The 24,926-nt window shown below is 33.0% G+C and carries 28 protein-coding genes and 1 riboswitch; of the genes, 4 read left to right on the top strand and 24 right to left on the bottom strand.

The features are described 5' to 3' along the window. Nucleotides 1-125 precede the first annotated feature (125 nt). From hemL to CLOST_RS05125, 21 genes are all read right to left on the bottom strand, one after another. Nucleotides 126-1,421, bottom strand: coding sequence for a glutamate-1-semialdehyde 2,1-aminomutase (gene hemL / locus CLOST_RS05225; RefSeq protein WP_013361217.1), 1,296 nt, complete (start codon nucleotides 1,419-1,421; stop codon nucleotides 126-128). A gap of 22 nt (nucleotides 1,422-1,443) precedes the next feature. Next, nucleotides 1,444-2,403 carry a porphobilinogen synthase gene (hemB, locus tag CLOST_RS05220; protein ID WP_013361216.1) on the bottom strand — a complete coding sequence of 320 codons (960 nt, stop codon included), beginning with the start codon at nucleotides 2,401-2,403 and terminating at the stop codon, nucleotides 1,444-1,446. Nucleotide 2,404: 1 nt separating this feature from the next. After that, nucleotides 2,405-3,901, bottom strand: a complete 1,497-nt coding sequence (gene cobA / locus CLOST_RS05215; RefSeq protein WP_013361215.1) for a uroporphyrinogen-III C-methyltransferase — start codon at nucleotides 3,899-3,901, stop codon at nucleotides 2,405-2,407. After that, nucleotides 3,888-4,802: a hydroxymethylbilane synthase gene (gene hemC / locus CLOST_RS05210; protein WP_013361214.1), complete on the bottom strand. Its 915-nt coding sequence runs from the start codon at nucleotides 4,800-4,802 to the stop codon at nucleotides 3,888-3,890. Before hemC ends, cobA begins: the two co-directional genes overlap by 14 nt. Next, nucleotides 4,799-5,434 (bottom strand): precorrin-2 dehydrogenase/sirohydrochlorin ferrochelatase family protein, encoded by a 636-nt coding sequence (locus tag CLOST_RS05205; protein ID WP_041487114.1) that lies wholly within the window; start codon nucleotides 5,432-5,434, stop codon nucleotides 4,799-4,801. Before CLOST_RS05205 ends, hemC begins: the two co-directional genes overlap by 4 nt. Continuing rightward, a complete protein-coding gene (gene hemA, locus CLOST_RS05200; protein ID WP_013361212.1) occupies nucleotides 5,427-6,674 on the bottom strand; it encodes a glutamyl-tRNA reductase in 1,248 nt (415 codons plus the stop codon). Before hemA ends, CLOST_RS05205 begins: the two co-directional genes overlap by 8 nt. 2 nt (nucleotides 6,675-6,676) lie before the next feature. Then, a complete protein-coding gene (gene cobK / locus CLOST_RS05195) occupies nucleotides 6,677-7,429 on the bottom strand; it encodes a precorrin-6A reductase (protein WP_041487112.1) in 753 nt (250 codons plus the stop codon). Then, nucleotides 7,426-8,151 carry a precorrin-3B C(17)-methyltransferase gene (gene cobJ / locus CLOST_RS05190; protein ID WP_013361210.1) on the bottom strand — a complete coding sequence of 242 codons (726 nt, stop codon included), beginning with the start codon at nucleotides 8,149-8,151 and terminating at the stop codon, nucleotides 7,426-7,428. Before cobJ ends, cobK begins: the two co-directional genes overlap by 4 nt. After that, entirely contained in the window at nucleotides 8,151-9,251 is a 1,101-nt protein-coding gene (locus tag CLOST_RS05185; protein ID WP_013361209.1) for a cobalt-precorrin 5A hydrolase, read from the bottom strand. Before CLOST_RS05185 ends, cobJ begins: the two co-directional genes overlap by 1 nt. Continuing rightward, nucleotides 9,220-9,984 carry a cobalt-precorrin-4 methyltransferase gene (locus CLOST_RS05180; protein WP_013361208.1) on the bottom strand — a complete coding sequence of 255 codons (765 nt, stop codon included), beginning with the start codon at nucleotides 9,982-9,984 and terminating at the stop codon, nucleotides 9,220-9,222. The genes CLOST_RS05185 and CLOST_RS05180 overlap by 32 nt, the downstream gene beginning before the upstream one ends. Next, complete coding sequence (locus CLOST_RS05175; protein WP_013361207.1) at nucleotides 9,984-10,685, bottom strand: cobalt-factor II C(20)-methyltransferase; 702 nt, start codon at nucleotides 10,683-10,685, stop codon at nucleotides 9,984-9,986. Before CLOST_RS05175 ends, CLOST_RS05180 begins: the two co-directional genes overlap by 1 nt. Before the next feature lie 10 nt (nucleotides 10,686-10,695). Further along, entirely contained in the window at nucleotides 10,696-11,277 is a 582-nt protein-coding gene (cbiT, locus tag CLOST_RS05170) for a precorrin-6Y C5,15-methyltransferase (decarboxylating) subunit CbiT (RefSeq protein ID WP_013361206.1), read from the bottom strand. After that, complete coding sequence (cbiE, locus tag CLOST_RS05165) at nucleotides 11,267-11,908, bottom strand: precorrin-6y C5,15-methyltransferase (decarboxylating) subunit CbiE (protein ID WP_013361205.1); 642 nt, start codon at nucleotides 11,906-11,908, stop codon at nucleotides 11,267-11,269. The genes cbiT and cbiE overlap by 11 nt, the downstream gene beginning before the upstream one ends. After that, nucleotides 11,905-13,029, bottom strand: coding sequence for a cobalt-precorrin-5B (C(1))-methyltransferase CbiD (gene cbiD / locus CLOST_RS05160; protein ID WP_013361204.1), 1,125 nt, complete (start codon nucleotides 13,027-13,029; stop codon nucleotides 11,905-11,907). The genes cbiE and cbiD overlap by 4 nt, the downstream gene beginning before the upstream one ends. A gap of 1 nt (nucleotide 13,030) precedes the next feature. Then, the gene (locus CLOST_RS05155) at nucleotides 13,031-13,675 is read right to left on the bottom strand and encodes a cobalt-precorrin-8 methylmutase (RefSeq protein ID WP_013361203.1); all 645 of its coding nucleotides are present in this window, start codon (nucleotides 13,673-13,675) and stop codon (nucleotides 13,031-13,033) included. Then, the gene (locus CLOST_RS05150; protein ID WP_013361202.1) at nucleotides 13,676-14,560 is read right to left on the bottom strand and encodes a GHMP family kinase ATP-binding protein; all 885 of its coding nucleotides are present in this window, start codon (nucleotides 14,558-14,560) and stop codon (nucleotides 13,676-13,678) included. Then, the gene (locus CLOST_RS05145) at nucleotides 14,560-15,651 is read right to left on the bottom strand and encodes a pyridoxal phosphate-dependent aminotransferase (RefSeq protein WP_013361201.1); all 1,092 of its coding nucleotides are present in this window, start codon (nucleotides 15,649-15,651) and stop codon (nucleotides 14,560-14,562) included. Before CLOST_RS05145 ends, CLOST_RS05150 begins: the two co-directional genes overlap by 1 nt. Beyond that, the gene (locus tag CLOST_RS05140; protein ID WP_013361199.1) at nucleotides 15,636-16,133 is read right to left on the bottom strand and encodes a hypothetical protein; all 498 of its coding nucleotides are present in this window, start codon (nucleotides 16,131-16,133) and stop codon (nucleotides 15,636-15,638) included. The genes CLOST_RS05145 and CLOST_RS05140 overlap by 16 nt, the downstream gene beginning before the upstream one ends. Beyond that, nucleotides 16,134-17,093 (bottom strand): adenosylcobinamide-phosphate synthase CbiB, encoded by a 960-nt coding sequence (cbiB, locus tag CLOST_RS05135; protein ID WP_041487111.1) that lies wholly within the window; start codon nucleotides 17,091-17,093, stop codon nucleotides 16,134-16,136. Further along, nucleotides 17,077-18,447 carry a cobyrinic acid a,c-diamide synthase CobB gene (locus CLOST_RS05130; protein ID WP_013361197.1) on the bottom strand — a complete coding sequence of 457 codons (1,371 nt, stop codon included), beginning with the start codon at nucleotides 18,445-18,447 and terminating at the stop codon, nucleotides 17,077-17,079. The genes cbiB and CLOST_RS05130 overlap by 17 nt, the downstream gene beginning before the upstream one ends. A 210-nt stretch (nucleotides 18,448-18,657) precedes the next feature. Next, a riboswitch (cobalamin riboswitch) is annotated at nucleotides 18,658-18,834 on the bottom strand. Between the two features lie 105 nt (nucleotides 18,835-18,939). Further along, nucleotides 18,940-20,013, bottom strand: coding sequence for a hypothetical protein (locus CLOST_RS05125; protein WP_013361196.1), 1,074 nt, complete (start codon nucleotides 20,011-20,013; stop codon nucleotides 18,940-18,942). Nucleotides 20,014-20,147: 134 nt separating this feature from the next. On the opposite strand from CLOST_RS05125, the gene CLOST_RS05120 reads away from it, so the two are divergent. The 3 genes from CLOST_RS05120 to CLOST_RS05110 all read left to right on the top strand — a co-directional run bounded on the left by CLOST_RS05120 (nucleotide 20,148) and on the right by CLOST_RS05110 (nucleotide 21,954). Next, the gene (locus CLOST_RS05120) at nucleotides 20,148-20,876 is read left to right on the top strand and encodes an HAD family hydrolase (protein ID WP_013361195.1); all 729 of its coding nucleotides are present in this window, start codon (nucleotides 20,148-20,150) and stop codon (nucleotides 20,874-20,876) included. 79 nt (nucleotides 20,877-20,955) lie between these two features. After that, nucleotides 20,956-21,501: a glutathione peroxidase gene (locus CLOST_RS05115; RefSeq protein WP_013361194.1), complete on the top strand. Its 546-nt coding sequence runs from the start codon at nucleotides 20,956-20,958 to the stop codon at nucleotides 21,499-21,501. Between the two features lie 18 nt (nucleotides 21,502-21,519). Further along, nucleotides 21,520-21,954 carry a MarR family winged helix-turn-helix transcriptional regulator gene (locus tag CLOST_RS05110; RefSeq protein WP_013361193.1) on the top strand — a complete coding sequence of 145 codons (435 nt, stop codon included), beginning with the start codon at nucleotides 21,520-21,522 and terminating at the stop codon, nucleotides 21,952-21,954. 112 nt (nucleotides 21,955-22,066) lie between these two features. Here the strand turns inward: CLOST_RS05110 and CLOST_RS05105 are convergent, their stop codons facing one another. The 3 genes from CLOST_RS05105 to CLOST_RS13535 form a co-directional block, all read right to left on the bottom strand. Next, on the bottom strand, nucleotides 22,067-22,597 hold the full coding sequence (locus tag CLOST_RS05105; RefSeq protein WP_013361192.1) for a cob(I)yrinic acid a,c-diamide adenosyltransferase: 531 nt from the start codon (nucleotides 22,595-22,597) through the stop codon (nucleotides 22,067-22,069). Nucleotides 22,598-22,621: 24 nt separating this feature from the next. After that, entirely contained in the window at nucleotides 22,622-23,482 is an 861-nt protein-coding gene (locus tag CLOST_RS05100; protein WP_162091639.1) for a hypothetical protein, read from the bottom strand. Between the two features lie 144 nt (nucleotides 23,483-23,626). Then, complete coding sequence (locus CLOST_RS13535) at nucleotides 23,627-24,241, bottom strand: transglutaminase domain-containing protein (protein ID WP_013361190.1); 615 nt, start codon at nucleotides 24,239-24,241, stop codon at nucleotides 23,627-23,629. Between the two features lie 198 nt (nucleotides 24,242-24,439). On the opposite strand from CLOST_RS13535, the gene CLOST_RS05090 reads away from it, so the two are divergent. After that, nucleotides 24,440-24,784, top strand: coding sequence for a PilZ domain-containing protein (locus CLOST_RS05090; RefSeq protein ID WP_013361189.1), 345 nt, complete (start codon nucleotides 24,440-24,442; stop codon nucleotides 24,782-24,784). Nucleotides 24,785-24,926: the final 142 nt, after the last annotated feature.

The following is a 24,926-nucleotide window of genomic DNA, read 5'->3' as shown; positions in this document are numbered from 1 at the left end:
AAATGTTACTCAAAAATTATTTTATCCACAATAAAAAAGCTACTAGAATGATTAATTTCTAAGTAGCATTTTTTATTAGTTTATAATTAATGATGCTTATTTTAAATAGCTATCTATATCTAGCATTATATGTTATGAATAGCCCTAAGTGCTTCTTTATGGCACATAATAGTATATTCAAGCTCTTCATCAGTTATTGCAGTGTTTACAAATAAGCCTTCAAATTGAGCTGGTGGAAGCAAGATTCCTTTGTTTAGCATAAATCTGAAAAACTCTCCATATTTATCAGTATCAGATTTTTGGACATCTTGATAATTTGCAATTTCTCCCTCTGCAAAGAAGAATGATATCATGGATTTCACTCTAGTTATTGTGTAATTAAGTCCAAGGTCAGATAAATTCTTCTTAAAGCCTTGCTCTAGTTTTATAGCTTTTGCTTCAAGGTCACTATATATGCTTGGATTTTCTCTTAATCTTTGAAGAGTTTTAAGTCCCATATGCATAGCAAGTGGATTTCCTGATAAGGTTCCTGCTTGATATACTCCACCTAGAGGCGAAACTACCTGCATGATTTCTCTTTTCCCTCCATAAGCACCTACTGGAAGTCCTCCTCCGATTATCTTTCCAAAGCATACCATGTCAGGCTCGATACCATACACTTCGCTCACACCGCCATAAGCTATCCTAAATCCTGTTATTACTTCATCTAGGATAAGAAGTATCCCTTCATCCTTCGTAAGCTTTCTAAGCTGTTTTAAGAAGTCTGGGCAAGGTGGCACAACTCCCATGTTTCCTGGAACTCCTTCTATTATTATTGCTGCTATTTGGTCTTTGTTTTGGTTTATTGCGGATTTTACTGATTCTATATCGTTAAATGTACACACTATTGTGTCTTTTATTACATCCTCTGGCACTCCAAGGCTTGTAGGAGCATTAAAGGTAAGCGTTCCAGAGCCTGATTTTACAAGTAGGCAATCTGAATGTCCATGATAGCACCCCTCAAACTTAATCAGCTTGTCTTTTCTAGTGTATCCCCTAGCTGTACGAATTGCACTCATAGTTGCCTCTGTTCCTGAGTTTACCATTCTAACCATCTCACAAGCAGGATATGCTTTAACTATTTCTTGAGCCATATCTACTTCAATATATGAAGGAACACCGTATGTAATGCCTTTTTCAAGAGATGATTTAAAGGTCTCTATCATTTCAGGATCATTATGCCCAAAAATAAGTGGTCCCCATGATGAAATATAGTCTAAATATTTATTGCCATCTATATCGTAAATATAGGCTCCATCAGCTCTATCTACAAAAATTGGAGCTTTGTCTACTGAGCCAAAGGCTCTTACTGGGCTATTTACTCCACCTGGAATATAGTTTTTAGCTTTTTCATACAAAGCATTTGATTTATCTCTATTCATAATAAGTCTCCTTTAGCTTGTTTTATAGCATTTTTGCAATATCTTTAGCAAAATAAGTTATTATTATATCTGCTCCCGCTCTTTTTATACTAACCATTGTTTCATAAATCACAGATTCATTCATAATACCTTGCTCTACTGCCATCTTTAACATAGCGTATTCTCCGCTTACATTGTATGCAGCTACTGGTATGTTGTATGAGCTCTTTACTCTACTAATCACATCCATATAAGACATAGCAGGCTTTACCATTACTATGTCTGCACCTTCTTCTATATCCAGCTCAACTTCTCTTAAGGCTTCATCAGTGTTATGAAAGTCCATCTGATATGTTTTCCTGTCTCCAAATCCAGGTGCAGATGAAGCTGCTACTCTAAATGGTCCATAGTATGCAGAAGCGTATTTTGCACTATATGCCATTATCGGAGTGTTATAAAAGCCGCTCTCATCCAGTAGGCTTCTAATTGCCCCTATTCTTCCATCCATCATATCAGAAGGAGCAACCATATCTGCTCCAGCTTTAACATGGCTTAGAGCAATCTTAGCAATATAGTCTATTGTTACATCATTTAGCACTTCTCCAGCTTCAGAAATAATTCCACAATGTCCATGCGTGGTATATTGACACATACATACATCCGTTATTACATAAAAATCTGGAGCATAGCTCTTTATTCTTCTTATTGCCTTTTGAACTATCCCGTTTTCATCATAGGCACTAGTAGCTTCTTCATCTTTTAATTCAGGTATACCAAAGAGCATAACTGAATTTATACCAAGGCTCTTTAGCTCTTTTATTTCGTCATCAAGCATATCCACAGAGTAATGATAGCAATCCTTAAGAGAGGAGATTTCACGTTTTATTCCCTCTCCTTCTACTACAAATATAGGATATACAAGTCCAGACTTATTAAGATGAGTTTCTCTTACTAAAGCTCTTACATTTGCTGTACTACGAAGTCTTCTAGGTCTTTTAATCATTTTATTTTTGCGCCTCCATCAAAATTGTCTCAAGTACTCCGTCAATACTGTAGGACTCAGCCTGAGCATGAACTTTTTTCCCATGCTCCTTTATAGTTTCACTTGTTATAGGTCCAATAGAGATTATTTTAGTTTCCTCAAGTTTTTTTAATATATTTTCATCTATCATTTCATAAAAATTACTAACTGTAGACGAGCTTGTAAAGGTAATATAATCTGCTCCATCAAGAAGCTCATTTCTAGTTTCTTCATCAAGCTCTTCTATCTCGGATTTATATATTTTAACTTCATCTATGGTGCATTTATCTTCTAGCATTTTTATTAATACATCTCTTGCCCCTTCTGCTCTTGGAAGTAAAATTTTACTGTCTTTTGTCACTTCTTCCAGTAATAAGGCTCCCAGCTCTTCTGCAACAAATCTTTTTGGCATGAAATCATACTTTATACCATAGCTAAGCAGCTCTTTAGAGGTTGCTTCTCCTATAGAAGCAATCTTTAAGTGACTTAATTTTCTTGCGTCAAAGCTTTCTAAAAGCTCATCCATAAATATCCTTACTCCATTTTGACTTGTAAATACAAGATGAGTATAGGAATCTAATTTAGCAATAGCTTCTTTTAGCTCGTTATTATTTTTCTCAACTATTTTAATTGAAGGACATTCAATAACCATAGCTCCTAAATCCTCAAGAGCTTCTACTAGAGAGCTTGCTTGATTTCTAGCTCTAGTTACTATAACTCTTTTAGAATGAAGTGGTTTAGATTCAAAAAAATCAAGCTCTTTTTTTAGATTTATTACTGTTCCTACTGCAATCAAGCTAGGCGGCCTAACTTCATCAGTAAATCTGTCATTTATTATTTCATCTAGAGTAGTAGTAATAGTTTTTTGGCTAGGGTGAGTCGCCCATGAAATAAGTGCAACCGGAGTTTTAGGATCCTTACCATAATCACATAGACCTTTAGCAATATTTTTAAGATTTGCAACTCCCATATAAAACACCAAAGTTCCATCTAGCTTTGCTAAAGCATCATAATTTAACTCATCTTCTTCAGATTTTAAATGTCCCGTAATAAGATGAAGTGATGATGCATGGTCTCTATGAGTTATAGGAATCCCCGCGTAAGCTAGCCCTCCTATTCCTGAAGTAATTCCTGGTATTATTTCAAAGTCAACATTGTTTTGGTAGAGAAGCTGGCCTTCCTCTCCCCCTCTTCCAAAAACATAAGGATCTCCACCTTTTAATCTAACAACTGTTTTTCCTGCTAGTGCTTCATCTACAAGAAGCTGTGATATATCCTCCTGCTTCATTGTATGCTCTTTAGATGCTTTTCCAACATACACTAGTTTTGCAGATTTCTGATTGTATTTAAGAAGCTTTGGATTAGCTAGTCTATCATAAACTATTACATCAGCTTTCTTTATCGCATTCATACCATTTACTGTTATAAGTCCTGCATCACCAGGTCCTGCACCTACTAGATATACTTTACCTTTTTTCATAGCTTTCCTCCAATGCAAGTTTCATTTTCTTAGCTAAGGTTCTTCCTAGTTCATCTGCATTATCTGTAGCTCCAGTTATATTATCTCTGATTAATTTATTACCTTGTTCATCTCCATAAACAGCATAGATAGTAATTTTATCACCGTTTATTTCGCAGTATGCTCCTACTGGAGCATGGCATCCGCCTTCGATTTCTTCTAGGTAAGCTCTCTCTGCTATGTACTGAATTCTAGAGCATCTATCCTCCACTTTGCTAAGTACTGCAATTACTTGGTAGTCATTTGTTCTGGTTTGAAGTGCTAGGATTCCCTGACAGGGTGCTGGAATCATAGTCTTCTCATCAAAATAATGAGAAATCTCGTTTTCTCTACTTATTCTCTTTAGCCCCGATGCTGCTAGAATAATTCCATCTAAATTTTGTGTATGAAGCTTATTTATTCTAGTATCTATATTTCCACGTATAGGCTCAAATTCTGCTTTTGGATAGGATGCTTTAAATTGATAGCTTCTTCTTTTACTTCCTGTTCCAATAATCATAGTTTCGAGCATGCTAAGGTCTTCTAGCTTAAGATTGTTTTTTAAAATAAGTGCATCTCTTGAGTCTTCTCTTTTAGGAATGACTGGAAATACTAATCTCTCATCCATTTTAGTAGGCATGTCCTTCATAGAGTGAACTGCCATGTCTATTTCATAAGATATAAGCTGCTCCTCTATCTCTTTTACAAAAATACCTTTATCATTCATTTTATCAAGTGGTATGTCTTGAATTTTATCCCCTTTTGTCTTTATTACTTTAATCTCAAAATCAACATTTGGGTTTAGTTTGCTTAGCTCATTGACGATAAGCTTTGTCTGAGTCAAAGCTAGCTGACTTCCTCTACTTCCAACTATTATTTTCATAATATCTCCTCGCCGATTATATCTTCTAACTCTTCTTTGCTCATATGGACTAGCTTTTCTAAAAGCTTCGCCTTGGTTTCATAATCATTTTGGGATTTAATTTTTTTTCGTGCTAAATCTAGTAGCTTAAGCTTGTCTATATCAAGGGTTTCTAATACCTTTTCTATCTCACTTTTTAAATACTGGCAATAAATAGGACTTGCTCCAGATGTTGATATAGCAAGCAATAGCTCTTGTTTTTGTATAGTAATAGGATTTATAAAATCTGAATGCGTAGCATCGTCACAGCGTAAATACCATATCTTATTTGATTTTGCATAGGTTTCTATTTCTTGATTTAATAAAATATTATCAGTACAAATAAATATAATGTCAGAATTTTCAAGATATTTGTAGTGCTTGTTTAAATCTAAAGCTTCTTCTATTATCATGATATTTGTATCAGACTGAGCCTTTAATCTGTTTACCTGCTCCTTGGTTTCAAGCTTAATTTCCTTTGAAATAACGTAAATATTTGCTGATTTATCTACTAAACCTTTTAGCTTCCTTAAGCCTACTGCTCCTAAGCCGATTATAAGAGCAGATTTCGTGGTTAAATTCAGCATAACAGGATAATAGTTTTTTTTATCCAAGGTCAAAAAGCTCCTCAATTACTTTCATATATTCTGATTGCTTTTTATCTTCATCTATTTGTTTTAATGCTATTATCGGCTCTCTAATTAGTCGTTTAAGTGCAGAGTCTAGCATTTTTTCTACTATTCTCTTCTCTCTGCAAGGCAAATCCATTTTTCTATAGATGTAAGAAATTGTATCTCTGTGTATTTCTTCGCATCTCTCATTTAGAGATTTAATAGTATTGTCTACCTTTATTGTCTTTTTCCATTTATGAAACTCTGATATGCTTTCACTTATTAAGCCTTGAGCTTTTTCAGAAAGTTCGTTTCTTAGCTTTTCATTTTCTTCTGAGGTCTTTTTTAAGCTGTCAATATCAAATAACACTATATTTGAATCTAGTGCGATATCTGGGTCTATATCTCTAGGAAGTGCCAAATCAAGAGCATAGAGTTTTTTTGTTATAGGCGGAAGATCTAGTTTTTTTACTACGGTATGAGTAGATGCTGTAGCACTTACTAGAATATCCATTTGAGGAATATAGTCATATCTATTTTCGTACTCAACTTGGATTATAGATGGATATACCTCTTTCAGCTCTTTGATTTTCTGAGGATTTCTATTGCAGCAGTAAATCTTCGTAACCCCTTCATCAAGTAAATGATTAAGAGCTAGCTTTCCCATTTTGCCTACTCCGATTATAAAAGCTTTTTTATCAGATAAATCTCCTATCTTTTCTTTTAGAAATTTTACACCTATATAGCTAATAGAAAGTGGATTTTCCGAAATTTTATATGTGGATTTTATATTCTTAGCCGTAGTTATAGCTTCTCTAAAAAGCTTGTTCATGAACTTCTTACTCGCATCTAATTCCATCGCTGTCATAAGTGCATCTTTAACCTGACCTAAAATTTGGTCTTCTCCAATAACTATAGAATCTAACCCACTGCACACCCTGTACAAATAATTGATTGCTTCATCTTTTTTCTTAATAAAAATATAATCTGAGATTTTATCGCTTTTAAAATACCTAGAATAAAAATCCTTAACAAGCTTTATATCTTCATCTAAAGTACTAGAAGCTATATAAATCTCACTTCTATTACATGTTGACAAAATGATAACTTCTTCTATCCCAAGGTCAAGAAGCATAGATGTAGCTTCAATTTTTTTTGCTTCTGAAAAGGAAGCCATTTCTCTTATTTCTATTGGTGCCTCTTGGTGAGACAAACCTATAACAGCAACATTCACTGATTTCACCTCTATTTTTCTCTAATAACCCTTTTTAACACTTCTATATCGTTAAACATTAATGGATAATTTACAATTGGTCTTTGTACTACTATTAATTTTACATCTAGTTCAATACATGCTTCAAGCTTATCCATGAAGCCTCCAAGGTTTCCGCTTTCCTTAGTGATGAGTACCCCTGCGTTTGTAGATGTAAGCATGGCTTTATTTAAAGCTTTAGAAAAAGGACCTTGCATAGCAATAATATTGCTATTTTTAAATCCTAAATCCTCACATTTTTTCACAAGGTCACTTTTTGGTAGTATTCTTATAAATATATCTACGCTTTGATTATAAGGAGCGTAAATATCTGCATTGTTGCTACCCACAGTAAGAAATATTTTATCTGATAGAGTCATGGCTAGCTTTATCGCTTCCTCATGAGTTTCAACGTAATATATATTTTCATCAGAATAAGCTGATGAGCTTTGTCTTTCATATCTTAAGTAACTTATTCCCATCTCACTTGTTGCCTCAATAGCATTTTGCGACACCACAAATGCATATGGATGAGTTATATCTACTATTAAATCAACATTATTTTTTTCACAGAAATTAATTATACCATTTTTGTCCAGTTTGCCAACTATCATATATTTATCATATGCTTTAAATATATCAATGGCATAATCTGTAGCAACAGAAAGATAAAACTCAATTTCTTCAGCAATTAGGTAGTCACATAGTTCATGCGCTTCTTTAGTACCACCTAGCACCAATATCATATTTTGTAGCCCCTAGGTGTAATCATTAAATCATCAGCTTTATAGGTAGAATTATTTCCTACTATAACTATAGAGGTCATATCTACTAAGGTATAATCTATCGCTTCTAAAGTTGTAATTATCTTTTCTTCATCTTCTCTAGCTGCATTTTTTACTATGCCAACTACAGTATCAGCAGATTTATATTTTTTTATAAGTTCAAATGCTCTTTCTAAATGATGCTCTCTGCCTTTACTTCTAGGATTATAAAAACAGATTACAAAATCGCCTTGGGATGCTAATTCAACTCTTTTTTCTATTAAGTCCATAGGAGTTAGCAAATCACTTAGACTGATATGGCAATAATCATGCATAAGAGGTGAGCCAAGAAGCGCTGCTGCTGCAGTGCTCGCAGTTACTCCTGGAATAATATTCACTTTTAAATCTAGCTTTTCAACTTCTAATAGCTCTAATATAAGTCCTGCCATTCCATATACGCCTGCATCTCCACTGCTAATAACTGCAACTATCTTGCCAGTTTTAGCAATTTCTATAGCTTCCTTGCAACGCTCTATTTCCTGCTTCATTCCATTTGAAACTATTTCTTTGTCCGATAAAATAGGTTTTATAAGATTAATATAGGTTTTATACCCAACGATAACCTGAGAATTGTCGATTGCTTCCTTTGCTTGGAAGGTCATCATTTTTAAATCTCCAGGTCCTATGCCAACTACATTTATCACTATGCTTCCTCTTTTCTATATTTTGTTATTATTCCCAGTGAAAAAGTAACTCCATTAATAATTTGTTTTGGAAGAATTATTTTTCCCTTTGATAGCTTATAGGCACTTGCTTCGGCTACTGATGAAACTCCAGCTATGCTCTTTACAAAGTCTGAGGCTTCAATAGTATCTGTACTACTTATAGCCTTATCAAGTGTTGCCGTATCATAGGTTATAAACGGAGCTGAGAGCTTACTAGCTAATTCAATTATCCCAGACTCATTTTTTTTAAGCTCTATACTTGCTATTGTTTTAATTTGACTTTCTTCTAGTAAATATTTATCACAAAGAGCATTTAGTCCCTCTTGGATTTTTTCATAGCTTGTATTTCTTCTACAGCCAATCCCTAAAACAAGATTTTGAGGTTTTATCTCATAGTAGCTAGTGTTTTCTTGAACTATTTTTAGTATAGCTTTATCTCCATGAAAAGCCCCTCTAATATGAATTACATACTCATCTTTGTCTAGGTCAAGTGCATCCTGAAGGGTTATAATTTCAAAGCCTCTAATATCTAAGTTTAAAAGATTTAAATCAATATCAGAAAGCAAGTAGACTTTCTTGCCAGTTGCTAGGTTGTAGTTTATAGCTTTATAGATATCTCTTTGAGAATTATCATAAGCTCCTAGCTCATGAGCCATTATATCTAAGGCTCCTTTATTATTTACATCAGTAGCAGTAGTAATTACAGGAATGCAGCCTATAAGGTCAGCTAGCTGATTTGCAAGCTGATTTGCACCTGCTATATGCCCCCCAAGTAAGCTGATACAAAACTTTACCTCCTCATCCATTACTACTATAGCCGGATCTAAGGTTTTGTCCTTAATCATATGAGCTACGCTTCTTACTACTATGCCTGTAGCCATTATAAAAATAAGCTTACTATGAAGTTTATAGGCTTTATCAACTATAGATGAAAATTTTTCATCATAAAAATCCACTTTAAACTCACTATCAGCTTTTAGCTTTGATGGTGCGTATATTGTAGCATCCTCAAGCAAACTCTCGATTTTAATAGCGTTTGCTAGAGCTTTATTTGTCAGTACTAGAATCCCTGTACTCATGAGCAAACTCCTTGTCATACAGCTTAGAATTGTAATAGGTATCTCCTAAGAATTTTCCAACCAGTATCAATGCTGTTTTCTTTATTCCAGCTTCTTCTACCTTTTGAGCTATATCACTTAGCATTCCTCTTACTACTTGCTGGTCTGGCCATGTAGCTTTGTATATCACACAGCAAGGTGTATCAAGAGGATAGCCACCTTCTGTTAGCTCTGATACTACATCTGATATAGCCTGAACTGACAGAAATATTGCCATCGAGGTGTTGTGAGAAGCAAAAGATCTTATGCTTTCTTTTGCCGGAACTGGGGTTCTTCCTTCCATCCTTGTTATAATAACACTTTGAGATATTTCAGGAACTGTGTATTCTACTTCTAAAGCTGAGGCTGCTCCTAAAAATGAGCTTACTCCAGGAACTAGCTCATACTCAAGATTTAGTTTATGTAGCTCTTCAATTTGCTCTCTAACCGAACCGTATATAGAGAAATCACCAGTTTGAAGTCTTACTACGTTTTTTTGTTCTTTAACTCCTCTGTGCATTACTGCTATAATCTCATCTAAATCCATATATGCACTGTTGTGAATCTCACAATTTGGCTTGCAATAATCTAGTAGTTTTGGGTTTACCAGCGAGCCAGCATATATTACTATATCTGCATTTGATAAACGATTGTATCCTTTTAAGGTTATAAGTTCTGGATCCCCAGGTCCTGCTCCTACAAAACAAATTTTCATTAGTTTTCCCATCCTTTATTTATAAGTATAGTTGTAAAATATGATATATCTTCAGGATTAATATTTTCAAAGCTTCTATATACGGTTTTGTTATCTTTCGATGAATTGCTAACTACTATAGAGCATTTTTCTAAATTGTATTTCTTGATAAGCTCAACAACCTCAGTAAAATTCTTGTAGACTTTCATTATCACTAGAGAGGTCTCATTTTTTATATAGGTTTCTAATTTTTCTATTCCTATTGTAGCCGGTATGATTACAAGAGGATTTTCTCCTTCTACAAGTGGGAAATTTTCACTTGAAGCTATATCTAAAAATGATGTGATTCCAGGTAAAGTCACTATATCTATTTTTGATTTTAGAATTTTAAGCAGATATATGTAGGTGCTGTATACCATAGGATCTCCTATAGTTACGAAGCCTACATTCTTCCCTTTTTTTACTTCCTCTTCTATCTCGCTTGCTATAGAATTCCAAGCACTATTTAAATCATCTTGATTGTAATTCATAGGAAAATGTCTTTCTCTTATTTCCAGATACTGAGAAATATATGGCTTTACAATATTATGTGCCACGCTTGCCGATTCTTTTTTTGCTGTAGGAACATAAAGTATATCTAACATTCCAAGTGTTTCTTTTGCTTTTACCGTAACTGCCTTTGAGTCGCCTACACCTACTCCGATTCCATAAAATACTGCCATTTTACACCTCTTATAATTTTATTGTTTTTAAAATAAATGTTGGATTATTTGGTTTCATATATTGATAAGGTCCTATATCAGCAAATTTATTGATGTTGACTAGCCCTCCTTCTGCTTTTGCAAATCCTCTATGCTCATTTATATATGATAGTGATTCATAAAAATTTTCAATCGTTATGAAGTTCATCACTAGGATTCCATTTTCTTCTAGTAAATCGTAAGACCAGTTGATTATTTCTTTTACATTGCTTCCAGTTCCTCCAATAAAAATCCTATCAAACTTTTCTTCAATCTCAGCTGTAGGAGCTTTATCGTTTATGAGTCTTATTCTATTTGAAATATTTTTTTCTTGCTCATTGAATAAGTCCATATTGGCTAAAAACAAATCATAAGCCGCTTTATTTTGCTCTATAGCCGTAAGTAGAAGATGTTTATTTGAAAACAAAGCTTCAAAACTCACACTTCCAGTTCCAGCACCTATATCTAGCATTTTTTTTGCATTATTTATTTCTAAATATCCAAGCGATATATATCTGATTTCTTCTTTTGTCATAGGAACCTTATCTTCTCTTTTGAATGCACTATCTCTCATAAGCATCCTCCTTGATAACTATTACGACATTCATATCATAATATTTCTCTTTATCTAGCTTTGATGCCTTTGAAAGAGTAATACATTCATCCTCATAAGCCAGATTTTCTCCTACTATAATATAGGGATCTAACCCAGCGTCAAGGTACCTATTTGCAATATACACTGGACCTCTATTACTGTCTGTAACATAAGCTACCTTATCCATATTTATAACTGTATCAAAGCTTAAGTCTTTGCCATGAGTTGATGTTATGTAAATATCATTCATGGATTGCTTTATTTTTGAGAATAGATAAGCCACTGAGCTTATTCCTGGTATTATTTCAACCTTCTGCTTATCTTCACCTGCAAATTTATCCATAAGATACTTTGCAATTCCATAAAGTGATGGGTCTCCCGATGCCAGAACAGCAATATTTTCATATCCTTTGGTGATACTTTCGCTAATCATAGCTGATAGTTCTCCAAGCTTCACATAGCTGGATTTTGATGCCTTGGTTTTTATATCACTGATTATATCTATATGTCTTTTAGCTCCGTAAATTACAGAAGCTGACTCAATTATAGCTATTGCTTCATTTGTTAAATATTTTGACTGCCCAGGACCTAGTCCAACGATTGTTATCATCTTATCAGCTCCTCAAGTAAAGTATTTGCCCCATTGCTTTCGCATATGAGATTTCCTTTTAAGTCAAACATCATTGTCTCAACCAAAATTTCGTTATAGGTGTGAGCATGAGATTTTTGTGCAGCTTTTTGAGCCAATATATCAAAGACTTCATTATATCCATACTCTCTAATTGATGATATGCTCTCTTCTGCAGTTAGACACTGCATAACTTTTTCAATAAGTGCTTTAGGTGCACCGAGTAAAGCTAAATTGGCTGCAATAATTTCGTTTTTTGCATCAGCAATATGGCTATGGGTATTAAATATACCTCCAGAAAGCTTCACCATCTTACCTAGATGCCCAGATAAAAGTACTTTTTTTACTCCAAGCGAACTCGCTTCTCTTAGCATATAGCCTATAAAGTTACTGCAGATGCAAATTTTATCCTCAGCTACCCCTCTTGCTATGAGATTTTTTTCTCCCATATTTCCAAAGGTAAAGCACAAAGCCTCTGATTTTTTTTGCTTTAACTCTTCTAGTAAAGACCTTTTGAAAGCATCCTCACTCATCGGCTCTACTATACCAGTAGTTCCTAGGATAGATATTCCTCCTACGATTCCAAGCCTTGGATTAAAGGTTTTTTTTGCAACCTCCTTTCCATTTGGCACGCTAATTTCAATATTAAGACCTAAATTTTCGCTCTCATTTTCAAATTGACTGAAGATGAGCTCTCTTGGTTTAGGATTTATTGCTGGCTCGTTTATACCTAGCTGCAATCCATTTCTAGTTATTATTCCTATGCCCTCGCCAGCAGTCAGCTTTATTATTGCTTCATTTGAATAGCTCACCTTGGCTACTATTTCAAGCTGGTTAGTTACATCTATATCGTCTCCAGCATATTTTTTTACTGAGCAAAATGCTGTATTAGTATTAGAATCATAATTACAAGTATCTGTAATTATTTTAAGTATCAGACCTGATTGTAGCTTTACATCTACAATATCTGGGACTTCTCCAGTAGAAAGTAGTAAATAAGCTCCCTTTGCAGCAGCTGCTGCTGCTGTTCCAGTAGTAAACCCTCTTCTTAATAGCTTGCCATCAACACTTACGCTACCGAGCTGTTTTTCATAAAACTCCATTTTAATCCCTTTCAACCATCTGATATAAAACAGCATTTACTATAGCTGCTGCTATATTACTTCCACCTTTTCTTCCTAGTGCTGCTATATGCGGAATATCAAATTTAGCTAGATAGTCCTTGGACTCAGCTGCACCAACAAAACCAACGGGAACACCAATTATTGCTTTAATAGAGGTATCTCCCTTTTGGATTTCTTCCATAGCTTGAAACAAATAAGTAGGAGCATTTCCAACAACTAAAATCTTATCTTTTTTTTCTTCAATCATTCTAAGAACTGAAGCCATTGATCTTGTTATACCTTTTTCTTTAGCTATTTCAGCTGTTTTTGGTTCAGCTACATAGCATTTAACTGAAATCCCTAGCTTAGAAAGAGCTGATTTGTTAATTCCAGATAATGCCATATTGGTATCCGTGTAAATATCAGCTTTATTTTTAAGTGCTTTTGTTATTGTAGCTTGAAAATCTTCACTTATCTTAAGATTGTCTAAATAATCAAAATCTGCTGATGTATGAATGCATCTTTTAATTATTGCTTCTTCAAATTCATTTTTAAATTGATAGTTTTCTCTTTGTTCATCAATAATGCTTTGAATTATTTTAAAGCTCTCATCTTCAATTTTCATTGGATTCTTTATATATTCCATTTAGCTCATCCTCCCATAATTTATACCGCCATCTATTACTGGAAGACAGTACATACGTCCAAAATATTTTGCCAAGTTGTTGTTAATAAGCTCACTTTTGTAATTTGCAGAGCTATCATTTATATCGAGTAATATTCCCACAACGCTTCCACTATGAGCTATATTAACACCATAAGCCCCTAGACTCATTGCTATATCCATCACTTCCTTAAGATATGGCTTAGGAAGAAGGTGTTCATTTAATAACGAGCTTTTATTTACAGCTTTTCCAAGCTCCTTTAGATTATTTGATTTTATTGCTGATTCAAAATCTCCTAAGATTTCGTTATATTTTAAAATATTTGACTTTTTAAACTCTGAATAACCTAATTTATTTCTTACATCTTTAGTTTTTATCTTAGCTCTAGGCTCTAATATAAGAGTTTTTAGGCCTCTAATATTACCTATATTTTTTATTAGATTCCCATTTAGGGGATTCATGGCAACCAAGCTTTTGTAGTAAATTGAATCTGTCGGTTCTATTTTTGCTGCTATCTTAGAAGCATCATCTGGCGAAATATCTATTCCAAGATAAGCGCACGAAGCTCCAATAACCGCTCCTATATCAGCAGTAGAACTAGCCATTCCTTTACTTCTAGGTATATTGCTAACCATCTCTAGGCTAAGATTTTTTAAAGCTTTTTCCTCATTAAAAAACTCAAAGGTTTTTTTCATAGCCATAATCGACTTTGGATATGTAGTTAATCTAGTATTTGAAGAGGTTTGCTCTGTTATTATAGCTTTTGAATATAATGAAACACAGTAAGAAGATAAATATTCTCCTGACTCTATTTGCCCTTGAATCAGCTCTCCACAGGAGGCTGGACAAATTCCATAATATTGCATCAAATCACCTCCATGCAAAGTATTTGTCTTATAGCATTAGCAAGAAGTGTATTGGACTTTGAATCCTTAATTGCGATTCTTATATAGGTATCGTCTAAGCCTCTAAAGTCCGTACATGTTCTTATTAACAATTTGTAATTTTTGAGAAGTACTGCTTTTATAGCAGTCCCACTAAAGCCTGTCGGTAGTCTTAAAAGCAAATAATTTGTTACTGATTGCTTTGTCTTTACATTCATATCTTCGTAAATTGAAATCAAGCGTTTAATTTCGTCTTTATAATAATAATGTGTTTTACTTGTTATAATCTCTGTTTGTAAATGCTTTACTAACTGCTCTGCAAACACATTTATTGTCCAAGGCTCTTTATACTGCCAAAGCATATCAATAAGCTTTTCATTTGATGTGAATATGTAGCCTAATCTTGCTCCTGGCATAGCATAAAACTTTGTTATTGCTTTTAAGATAATTACATTATTATAATTATTTATTTGACCTAGCATCGAATACTCTTTGTTGTCAGTAAAATCGATAAAGGTTTCATCTACAAATACGAGTGTACTATTCTTATTTGCAATATCTATAAGCTTTGAAAGATTTTTTATCTCACCAGTTGGGTTGTTAGGATTGCATATTACTACCATATCCAAATCCTCAATAGCATTTTGAAGTAAAGCTTCATTTTCTTGCTTTAACAAGTCAAAACTTAAATCCACTGGATTCTTGCCTGATATTTTTGCCGCTCTTTCATATTCACAAAAGGTTGGATGAAATATTCCTATTTTTTCAATTTGAGGTAGCTTCATTATCAAATAAATTAATTCTGTTGCTCCATTTCCAGGTATTATATTAGATGATTTCACATTGTAAATATTTGATAAAGTGTTTCTAAGCTCTTCATAATTAATATCAGGATATTTATTTAGGGTGGTTGTAATATTTGAAAAAATAGCCTGAAAATCTATTTGTGAGGTAAAAATATTAACATTTGAACTAAAATCTATTATTTCAGATTCATCTATATTGAGCATCTTTGAAGAAGCCTTTGTATCAGCTCCATGTACTCTATCTGATAGCTTTACCTCTTTAGCCATTTTGCTATTACTCCCTTCTGATTTGGCATATTTGATACCTTGTCTATAATTAAAGCTAGGAAGGTGTTTATCGCAAGCATGATTAAAACAGTTTTTGACATTTCCATTGCTGCTTCATAAGTATAAAACGCTCTGATTGAAAAAAAGGTTATTATACTAGGTACTACAGTTATCGCTACAGCAGCTAAATTGGAGTTTTCATATTTCTTATTAGCTACTCCAAATAGGTACACTCCTAGTCCTACTCCAGCGGCAATTATTGCTCTAGCTAATAAATTTTGGGGAGAGCCTTTGTAAACTCCAGTCATCAAAAATACAAGAAAAGATAGACTGGCACCAGAAATATTGGACCCTGTTAATGTATATAGAATAGACGGCAAGCTTGTGAATGAAAATGTACTATTTCCTATATATAAAAACGAAAGTAAGTAAGAAACTATTAAAAACGCAAGGTATTTTAAGCTTAGCTTTGGTATTTTCATTTACATAAACTCCTTTATTGCTAATAAAGCTGTAGTTGTAATTACAGCAGACGTAGCTGTCATATACATAATCTTACATGTGGACAAAATATCGCCATTATTAATCTCTCTTAATTTATCTCCTATTGTTGGCTTATATACTTCTTGGCCGAAATATACGTTTGTTCCTCCAAGCTGTATTCCTAAAGCTCCAGCTACTGCTCCTTCAGCAAAAGCACAATTAGGACTTTTATGATTTTTTCTATCTCTGATACTTATAATAAAAGCTTTTTTTACATTTTCTCCGGCTAGTAAGCTTCCTATACTCATAAATAAAGTACTGAGTCTAGCTGGAACAAAGTTTGCAATATCGTCTGTTTTAGCAGAAAAATAACCTAGATTTATATACTTGTCATTTTTATACCCAACCATAGAATCAAGTGTATTTATAGCTTTGTACGCCATAGCAAGAGGCGCTCCACCAATTGCTGCGTAAAACAGTGGCGAAAGAAATCCATCTACTGTATTTTCAGCCACAGTTTCTACTACCGCTCTAATTATCTCCTTGAATTCTAGATTTGTAGTATCTCTGCCTACTATATAAGAAAGTGCTAGCCTAGATTTTTCTATATCGCCAGTTTCCAAAGCTTTATATATCTTTACGGCTTCATCTTTAAGGCACTTAACGGAAAAAGTAGTGTAAAGTATAAAGCCTTCTATTAATACACCTACAGACTCATTTATTCCAAAAGATAGCTTTACAAGTGAGAATGTAATTGCATAAGTTAAAGCAACTGTAGTTAGCATTAGAATAAATCCAGCTAATTTGAGCTGAGATGGAGATTTAAAGCTCCTTCTTAGGCTGGCTTCCATAAAATTTATGTATTTTCCTATAAATCTAGTCGGATGTGGAAAGCTGTAGGGATCTCCAAATATCAAATCTAGTATAAAAGCTATTAGGATGCTATAAATTAGATTCACTGTATTCCTCCAAAGCTGAGCAAAATTTATATATAAGATTGTAGTCTGAAGCAAAATGAGTATGAAGATAGGTTCCAAATGTATTTTTGTACCTATATCCTCCTGCCCAGGTTTTTATACTATAATCTGACAATTCTTTTTCCATACTATATACAGGCTCTAAATCTGTTATAAATTCTGAATGGTGAAATTCATGCCCTCTTACTATTTGCCCTTTTTCTCCTATTATGGTTGGCTCATTAAGTTTTCCTTGGCAGTATCCGAATCTTTGGAGCTTTGCGCTCATCTTACTGTATCCAGATAGAATTCCAGTCATATCAAATTTGTCGCCATCACTATCTATCAGATAATCTCCTAAATACATAAGTCCGCCGCATTCTCCATAAATAGGCATGTTATTATTAGAAGCCTCTTTAATACTAGCTCTCATTTTAGTGTTATTAGATAGCTCTCTAGCAAAAACCTCCGGATATCCTCCTCCAAAATATATTCCATCACATTTTGGAAGCTCTCTGTCACTTATCGGGCTAAAATATTCTAGCTTTATACCTGCAAGCTTAAATATATTAAGCGTATCTGGATAATAAAAGTTGAAAGCTTTATCGAAAGCAACAGCTAGCGTTAGGTTCTTATCACTTCTTTTTATTGCTCTCTTAGACTCCCAAGTTGATTTTGCTTTGCTTATTTTTATAATTTCATCTAAATCCAAATATGTAGCAACCAAGTCTGCCATTGTCTGCAATTTTTGCTCTGAATCATCCAGCTCTGATTGCATCACTAGTCCAAGATGTCTAGATGGTAATGATATATCTGAATTTTTAGGTATCCTACCTAATACTTTCACATTTACATTTTTCTCTATTGCCTGCTTTAATATGTCATAGTGATTCTCGCTAGAAACATTGTTTAAAATTACTCCCACTATATCGAGGTCTTTATCAAACTCAACGAAGCCTTTTACTAAAGCAGCCGCTGAACCTGCCATAGCCCTTGCATCTATTACTAAAATAACAGGGCAATTTAAAATTTTTGCCATAGACGCACTAGAACAGTAATCACTGTCTGATTGATAGCCATCATATACGCCCATTACTCCTTCTATTATTGATATATCCGATGTCTTTGCATAGGCTGCAAAAATATTTCTTATTTCATCTTTTGGAAGTATGAATTCGTCTATATTATGTGAATCTAATCCAGAGGCCTGTTTATGGTAGCTTGTATCAATATAATCTGGTCCTACTTTATATGGCTGAACTTTTAGACCTTTATCCTTAAGCGCACGCATCAATCCACTTGTGATTGTAGTTTTTCCTGCTCCACTATGAGTTGCAGCTATCATAATCCTATCCATAATTTCCTCCCAATTTCACAAAATTTCAATCTATTAGAGCAATATAAATCGCTCATATCTCATGTATGTTCTGCTATATTTACAATAAAAAAACCAGACCTAAGGCCTGGTTCAACATTATATCTTTACTTAATTTTCATTTACTAATTAATGCTATATCTAAGTAAATTAAATTTAAAACTAGATATGTGTGAATCCTTCCTCCCCGAAAGTATCATGCATGTACAGGCAGGTCTCCTGGCTAAGAATCAACCTCTTTCGTACCTTCCCACTTTTAAAAAAAGCAGTGGCATCAACGAAATCGTCATCTTTTACAGTAGCGGGGGCTGCAGAGGAATACCTCATTTCCCTATTAAGCTATCTAGCACCTGAACATCGTATTATTTTATTTACTCATTTATAATACCATAAAGAAAAACTAGAATCAATCATATAATGAATTTTTATAAGCTTAGATACAAGTTATTGCAATGGATTTGCATTAAACCTCTGCTAAATCGATGCCAAAAATTCTGAAAACCTGCTCTCTTTTGATTCAGCATAATCATATATTACTGGATAAGGAAAAACAAATTCGTTTACTAAGCTTAAGCCACCTATAGTTTCTAAAACCTTAAATCCAACTTTATACGTTTTAGAATCAAGTGCTGCAAAGACAAGCTCGCTTTCTGTCGTAAAAAAAACAGCCTCTAAATCGTCGCTTATATTATATTCTTCTTCCTTAACATGGTCATTATGAGGCTTAAACTTTGTGTACATATCCCCTTTGTCAAAAGGCACTTTGTATAAGGTTGGATATGCCTTTTTTAAATTATGCACTAGCTCTTCATCTTGAATTTTATAGTGAGCTATATACTCAGGTCTACTTATCTCTTTTCTAACACTTTCACTGTCAACTAGCTGTTTTTCTCCTGCTAATATGGACCTAAGCTTAAATGGATTTTCATCTATTATAGTAAATCCGAGCTTAAGCTTATAGTAGCCTGTAGCATCTTCAATTATCGCATTTGAGTAGTATCTATTATCATTCATTTTGCTAACAGTATTTTTTAAAAGCACGGCTCCCTTTGAGGATACCTCAGGATAAAGAGGTTTTTTTTCAGACGAAAAATATCTTAGAGCTTTGCTATCTTTAGCTACTAGTCTCATAGTCATATAATTAATAAACTCTATAGGCTCCGATATAGCTACGCAGGTTTTGAAAAAAAGTTTTTCTTCGTCCACAGTAGTATCTCTTTTTAATAAATATTCATATTCTAAAAAATCTCCTGGAAAAGACAGCGAGCTTTTAATATTAATTCTTGCATATTCATACAGTAAGTTAAGCGCTTCTTTTTTTGTTATTCTTATTATACTAGAGCCCAGACCACCCATAAGTCTATTTTCTTCAATAAATATATCCTTTAGACTAGCATTACGAAGTCCTACATAATCAGCTATTCCATCTTCTTCAGCATCCAATAAGAAGAATTGATTTAGTGTTTCTTTTTCATCCTGCCATTTTATATGTAACCCAAGACTCCCCATTAGGCGTGACTTGGTTATCTTTGCAAATTCAAATTTCATTGGTTTAGTCCTCCATTTTAAAGGTATACTTAGTATAATAGTTTTTAGTAGTTTTATATACTTTTTGTTTTATACCCATATATCTATTATACTATTAAAAACAGCCAAGTGATTATAATTCTGGAGGTGCTTGCATGAAAAAAATTGCAGCTTTTTTTGATATAGATGGTACTTTTTACAGGGATTCTCTAATGACGGAGCATTTTAAGAAATTGATTAAATACGATATCATAGATCCTCTAATGTGGCATGCTCACGCAAAGGAAGCTTTCAATGACTGGGATAAGCGTCAGGGTAATTATGATGATTATCTTCTTGAGCTAGCTGGAGTTTATATAGATACTCTTACTGGAGTGCCTAGAGAAAGTATTGAGTTTACAAGTCAAAATGTAATAGACCAGAAATCAGAACGAGTATATAGATACACTCGTTCAAGAATAAAGTGGCATAAAGAAAGTGGTCATACCGTAATATTTATTTCCGGAAGCCCTGATTACTTGGTTAAACGAATGGCAAAAAAATACAATGTAACTGAATACAAAGCTACTGAGTATATATTTAAGGATGATATTTTCACTGGCAGAATAGTTCCTATGTGGGACTCAAAAAGCAAAGACAAAGCTATTGATTATTTTGTTGAAAAACATGATTTAGACCTTTCTAAGTCCTATGCTTATGGTGATACTCATGGAGATTTTTCAATGCTAAAGCGCGTAGGCTATCCTATTGCTATAAATCCAGCTAAAGAGCTACTAAACGATATAAAAAATGATGAAGGCTTAAGAAAAAGAGCTGAAATTATAATAGAAAGAAAGGATGTAATTTATTCTTTCACTCCTGACCAAATTACCACTTTATTATAATTTCTACTTGACTATTAAATATAAATTGTGTACAATTTAATTGTAAACAATTTATATTTAATTTAGGAGGTTATTTATTATGAACATTTATGATTTTACTGCTAAGGATATCGATGGTAATTTAGTTTCTCTTCAAGATTATAAAGGTAAGGTACTTATAGTTGTAAACACGGCTAGCAAATGTGGCTTTACTCCCCAATACGAGGATTTGCAAAAGCTATATGATAATTACAAGGACAAAGGGGTAGAGATTTTAGGTTTCCCATGTAATCAATTTATGGATCAAGAACCTGGAACAAACCAAGAAACAAAATCTTTTTGTTCTCTTAACTACGGTGTTAACTTTCCACTATTCGAAAAAACAGATGTAAATGGGAAATTTGCTCATCCATTATTTAAATATTTAGTGTCTGAAGCTCCATTTAAAGGTTTTGATATGTCAAATCCTACAAACAAAATGCTAGATGCTATGCTAAAAGATAAGTTCCCTGAATTTGCTGTAGGCGATGCTGTAAAATGGAACTTTACAAAGTTTATCATCGATAAAGAAGGTAATGTAGTTAATAGATTTGAACCTGCTACAGAGCCTATGGATATGGTTTCCACTATAGAAAATTTATTATAATAAAAAAGGAAAATTACTATGAAACCTGAAGATAAATTAAAGCTAGATAATCAACTATGCTTCGCAGTATATGTGGCATCCAAAGAAATAATAAAGCAATACAAACCTTTTCTGGACCCACTAGGATTGACTTACACTCAATATATAACCTTGCTTGCTCTTTGGGAAAAAAGTGATATTTCTGTTAAGGAATTAGGACAAAGATTATTTTTAGATTCTGGTACCTTGACTCCTTTGCTAAAGAAGCTAGAAGCCATGAATTTAATTGAGAGAGTACGCTCAAGCGATGATGAAAGACTAATAATCGTTTCTTTGACAAAAAAAGGGCTGGATTTAAAAAAAGAAGTTATTGATATACCTGATAAAATCATATGCTCAACAAATTTAAATATAGAAAATGCAGTTTCTTTGAAAAAACATCTTGATATATTACTTGACGGTATGTGTAAATAAATATAACTTAAGCTTTGCTATTTTCAAAATATAATTAAGGACTATAAGGAAATAAAATTCGTTTCCCTATAGTCCTTGTTTTGTAATTTAAATCTAAATTTGAAATTTTTTATTAATCCTCTATTCCTCTTCTCGCTGGAATTCCTTTTTCAAAAGGATGCTTGATTGGATTTATTTCTGAAACGTAATCTGCAATCTCAACAATTTCAGCTGGAACATTTCTTCCTGTAAGTACAACTTCCATATGAGGCTTTCTATTTTTTAGCATACTTACTAGCTTATCAACATCTATCAGCTTGTTTTTTATGCTTCCCATAACTTCATCTAAAATCAATAAATCGCAATCTCCTGATTCCAATCTATCCTTTACAAACTGCATTGCTTTATCAATATCTTCTTGAAGCTCAAGCTTTTCTTTATCATTTAGAGTCCAAAAAAATCCTCTTGGTCTTTCAAATCTATGAACCTCAAAATTATCAAGCTTTTCTATAACTTTAAGCTCCCCTGTATCAGAAGATTTTAAGAACTGAACCATAACAACTTTGAAATCTCTGCCTGCCGCCCTCATACCTAGTCCAACAGATGCAGTAGTCTTACCTTTTCCATCTCCAGTATAAACGTGAATTAAGCCTTGATTTTTCATTATGTCCTCCTGTTTTGATTATAATTATGTTCTTTTTAAAGAAAATGTATTTAAATAAGTGTAGTCAGATGTTCCAGTTATTACTCCTCTACCCGTGTTTATTATAAAGCATCCATCTATTTTTTCATTATTTAGCAAAGTATTAAAAATATTTGAGCTCTTATAAACTGCTTTTGTTACTAAATCCTGCTTGCTTATAACCTCTGGTAAGCTATAGTCCTCTATATACATAGGAACATCTATATGACAAACTTCTTTTAGTTTAATTTCATAGCTGATTCTAACAACTTCTTTTGTAAGCGAGTTGCATATATATATTTCATCTGGGATATAGGCAATCATATTGTACATATGATCATTTAATTCAAATTTAGATTCAATCTTTCCTCTGTAAATAGGTATTTGGTTTTCAACTACCCCATATAGGCTGAAAAAAGGACATTCATCTAGCGTTATTAAGCTATTGATATAAGCTAAAATCTCTCTTGCTATTTTATTTTTTTCCTTGTAATCATCTTGAATTTCTATTGGAAAAATAAAACTAATTTTATGCTTTTTTCTTTCTAATGTAAAAAAAGAAAATTTTGAGCTGATTTGGTTAAATAGAAACTCCATTTTATGCATGCCCTTATAATTAAGTGCAACTATTTCAATTTTTTTGTCTATGAATCTTATTTCTATAGGTGGATTTTTGAAGCCTATCTCATTATATCCAAGATTATCCGCAGAATCCGAGTTAAAAATAAGCATTCCTTTTTTTATATCAAGCTCTTCTAAAAGCAAGCTCTCTAATGACTTATCTATGTTAACTCTTTCTAATAACACTGTGATATGATTGTTGTTTTTTAGTTTACATTCCAACACCATAGTCATTCCTACTTTCATCTATAATTTTATAATATAGTATACACTAAGCTCAGATATTTTTGAATATATAATATATACTATATTTAATTAATATATACTATTTATTTTTTATTTTCTTTAAAATTTGTATTTATCCACCTACTACCTCATTGTCTATATGCTTTACTTCCATGTGTGAGTTTTTGAAAGGCTATTTGCATCTATTAAAAAATACTCGTATCTTTTAGCTATATCCTTACTCGCCCATGTTGTATCTATATAGTAATTGTCCTCACCTAGCTTAATTTTATTCCAAATGTGTAAATCGTTCCCCGCTTCTCCAATTACATAGCTTACATCAAATCCAGCTCTTTTACTCATCAAATAAAACAACTGAGAATAGCCCGCGCACATGGTTCTTCTTTGCTTTAATGCCTGATATGCAGAATTGTTAACCGTAGAATAATCATAAGTTAAGTTTTCTACTACATAATCATAAATTACTTTTAATTTTTCTCTATCTGTATGTTCTGGTTTTATTATAGTTTTTAGAGCAATATCTATATTGAGATTTACATATTTCAATTCTTCTCCAGTAAGTGCTACTAATCTAGGATCTAAATTTATTCTTCTATATCCAATCTTCTCTCCAGCAATAGACAAGGCTTGTGCAACTGATTCTCTTGTTTTTTCCTTCACTCCTAAGGAATAAATTTTTTGAGTAAACGAAGATGCCATAACAAGGGTAAGTCCTAAGAAAAGCATTCCTCTGAGGTTTTTATCTAATTTATTTTTCATACAAAAACTCCTTCAATTCTATGCTTTAACAATTAATCGCTAATTTAATGTTAAATTATGACTTATATTATATCACCTTGGGTTTTTATTTAGGTAAAAAAAGGGTAAAAATATACTATAAAAATTAATACTTGATATAAATTCAATTTTGGTTATAATTAATATCAATTCAATTGTCTTTAGTAAGGGGTGAAAAAGATGGAAGATAGAAGAAAACATAATCGTATACCATTTAAAGTAAGTTTAGTAGTAGATTCCCTTTTCAAACAAAACAATACTAAAATTGAGAATTTGGATGCTGAAATAACTGTTTACGATATATCTCCTAGAGGTGTTGGTTTTTACTCAAAAGCAGATTTGCCTATCGATTTTTATTTCGATGCTGAAATTTCTTTTGATGAAAACAGACATTTTTTGACAGTTCTTCGAATAGTTAGAAAAACAGATATAGAAGATGGCTATAACTACGGATGTGAGTTTGTAGGATTGGCTGATAATTTAGCACTCATAATAAATGAGTATGCAGAAGTTCAAAAGCAATAGAAGCTTCAAAATTTTGCAATTAAATATTTCTAATGAATCCAAGAAATCATGTTAGATTCGTAATAACTAAAAAATCTCGATAGCCCTTATTTGGTTATCGAGATTTTTATTGTTTTATATAATAAGGCTTCTAGAACCAACT

Source organism: Acetoanaerobium sticklandii (genome assembly GCF_000196455.1).
Classification (GTDB): Bacteria; Bacillota; Clostridia; order Peptostreptococcales; family Filifactoraceae; genus Acetoanaerobium; species Acetoanaerobium sticklandii.
Note: the sequence above shows the minus strand (reverse complement) of the source record. Positions and strands in the feature narration are given on the sequence as shown.

What these genes read in the sequence shown, in the direction of transcription:
- CLOST_RS05125 (WP_013361196.1), bottom strand. Translation starts at nt 20,013, where the DNA reads ATGAAATTTGAATTTGCAAAGATAACCAAGTCACGCCTAATGGGGAGT.
- CLOST_RS13535 (WP_013361190.1), bottom strand. Translation starts at nt 24,241, where the DNA reads ATGAAAAATAAATTAGATAAAAACCTCAGAGGAATGCTTTTCTTAGGA.
- CLOST_RS05155 (WP_013361203.1), bottom strand. Translation starts at nt 13,675, where the DNA reads ATGGAATATATAAAGAATCCAATGAAAATTGAAGATGAGAGCTTTAAA.
- CLOST_RS05090 (WP_013361189.1), top strand. Translation starts at nt 24,440, where the DNA reads ATGGAAGATAGAAGAAAACATAATCGTATACCATTTAAAGTAAGTTTA.
- CLOST_RS05175 (WP_013361207.1), bottom strand. Translation starts at nt 10,685, where the DNA reads ATGGCAGTATTTTATGGAATCGGAGTAGGTGTAGGCGACTCAAAGGCA.
- hemB (WP_013361216.1), bottom strand. Translation starts at nt 2,403, where the DNA reads ATGATTAAAAGACCTAGAAGACTTCGTAGTACAGCAAATGTAAGAGCT.
- cbiT (WP_013361206.1), bottom strand. Translation starts at nt 11,277, where the DNA reads ATGAGAGATAGTGCATTCAAAAGAGAAGATAAGGTTCCTATGACAAAA.
- CLOST_RS05100 (WP_162091639.1), bottom strand. Translation starts at nt 23,482, where the DNA reads ATGAAAGTAGGAATGACTATGGTGTTGGAATGTAAACTAAAAAACAAC.
- cobK (WP_041487112.1), bottom strand. Translation starts at nt 7,429, where the DNA reads ATGATATTGGTGCTAGGTGGTACTAAAGAAGCGCATGAACTATGTGAC.
- CLOST_RS05150 (WP_013361202.1), bottom strand. Translation starts at nt 14,560, where the DNA reads ATGCAATATTATGGAATTTGTCCAGCCTCCTGTGGAGAGCTGATTCAA.
- cbiD (WP_013361204.1), bottom strand. Translation starts at nt 13,029, where the DNA reads ATGGAGTTTTATGAAAAACAGCTCGGTAGCGTAAGTGTTGATGGCAAG.
- CLOST_RS05130 (WP_013361197.1), bottom strand. Translation starts at nt 18,447, where the DNA reads ATGGATAGGATTATGATAGCTGCAACTCATAGTGGAGCAGGAAAAACT.
- CLOST_RS05180 (WP_013361208.1), bottom strand. Translation starts at nt 9,984, where the DNA reads ATGAAAATTTGTTTTGTAGGAGCAGGACCTGGGGATCCAGAACTTATA.
- CLOST_RS05185 (WP_013361209.1), bottom strand. Translation starts at nt 9,251, where the DNA reads ATGAGTACAGGGATTCTAGTACTGACAAATAAAGCTCTAGCAAACGCT.
- cobA (WP_013361215.1), bottom strand. Translation starts at nt 3,901, where the DNA reads ATGAAAAAAGGTAAAGTATATCTAGTAGGTGCAGGACCTGGTGATGCA.
- CLOST_RS05145 (WP_013361201.1), bottom strand. Translation starts at nt 15,651, where the DNA reads ATGGCTAAAGAGGTAAAGCTATCAGATAGAGTACATGGAGCTGATACA.
- CLOST_RS05120 (WP_013361195.1), top strand. Translation starts at nt 20,148, where the DNA reads ATGAAAAAAATTGCAGCTTTTTTTGATATAGATGGTACTTTTTACAGG.
- hemL (WP_013361217.1), bottom strand. Translation starts at nt 1,421, where the DNA reads ATGAATAGAGATAAATCAAATGCTTTGTATGAAAAAGCTAAAAACTAT.
- cbiE (WP_013361205.1), bottom strand. Translation starts at nt 11,908, where the DNA reads ATGATAACAATCGTTGGACTAGGTCCTGGGCAGTCAAAATATTTAACA.
- CLOST_RS05110 (WP_013361193.1), top strand. Translation starts at nt 21,520, where the DNA reads ATGAAACCTGAAGATAAATTAAAGCTAGATAATCAACTATGCTTCGCA.
- hemC (WP_013361214.1), bottom strand. Translation starts at nt 4,802, where the DNA reads ATGAAAATAATAGTTGGAAGTAGAGGAAGTCAGCTAGCTTTGACTCAG.
- CLOST_RS05140 (WP_013361199.1), bottom strand. Translation starts at nt 16,133, where the DNA reads ATGAAAATACCAAAGCTAAGCTTAAAATACCTTGCGTTTTTAATAGTT.
- CLOST_RS05105 (WP_013361192.1), bottom strand. Translation starts at nt 22,597, where the DNA reads ATGAAAAATCAAGGCTTAATTCACGTTTATACTGGAGATGGAAAAGGT.
- CLOST_RS05115 (WP_013361194.1), top strand. Translation starts at nt 20,956, where the DNA reads ATGAACATTTATGATTTTACTGCTAAGGATATCGATGGTAATTTAGTT.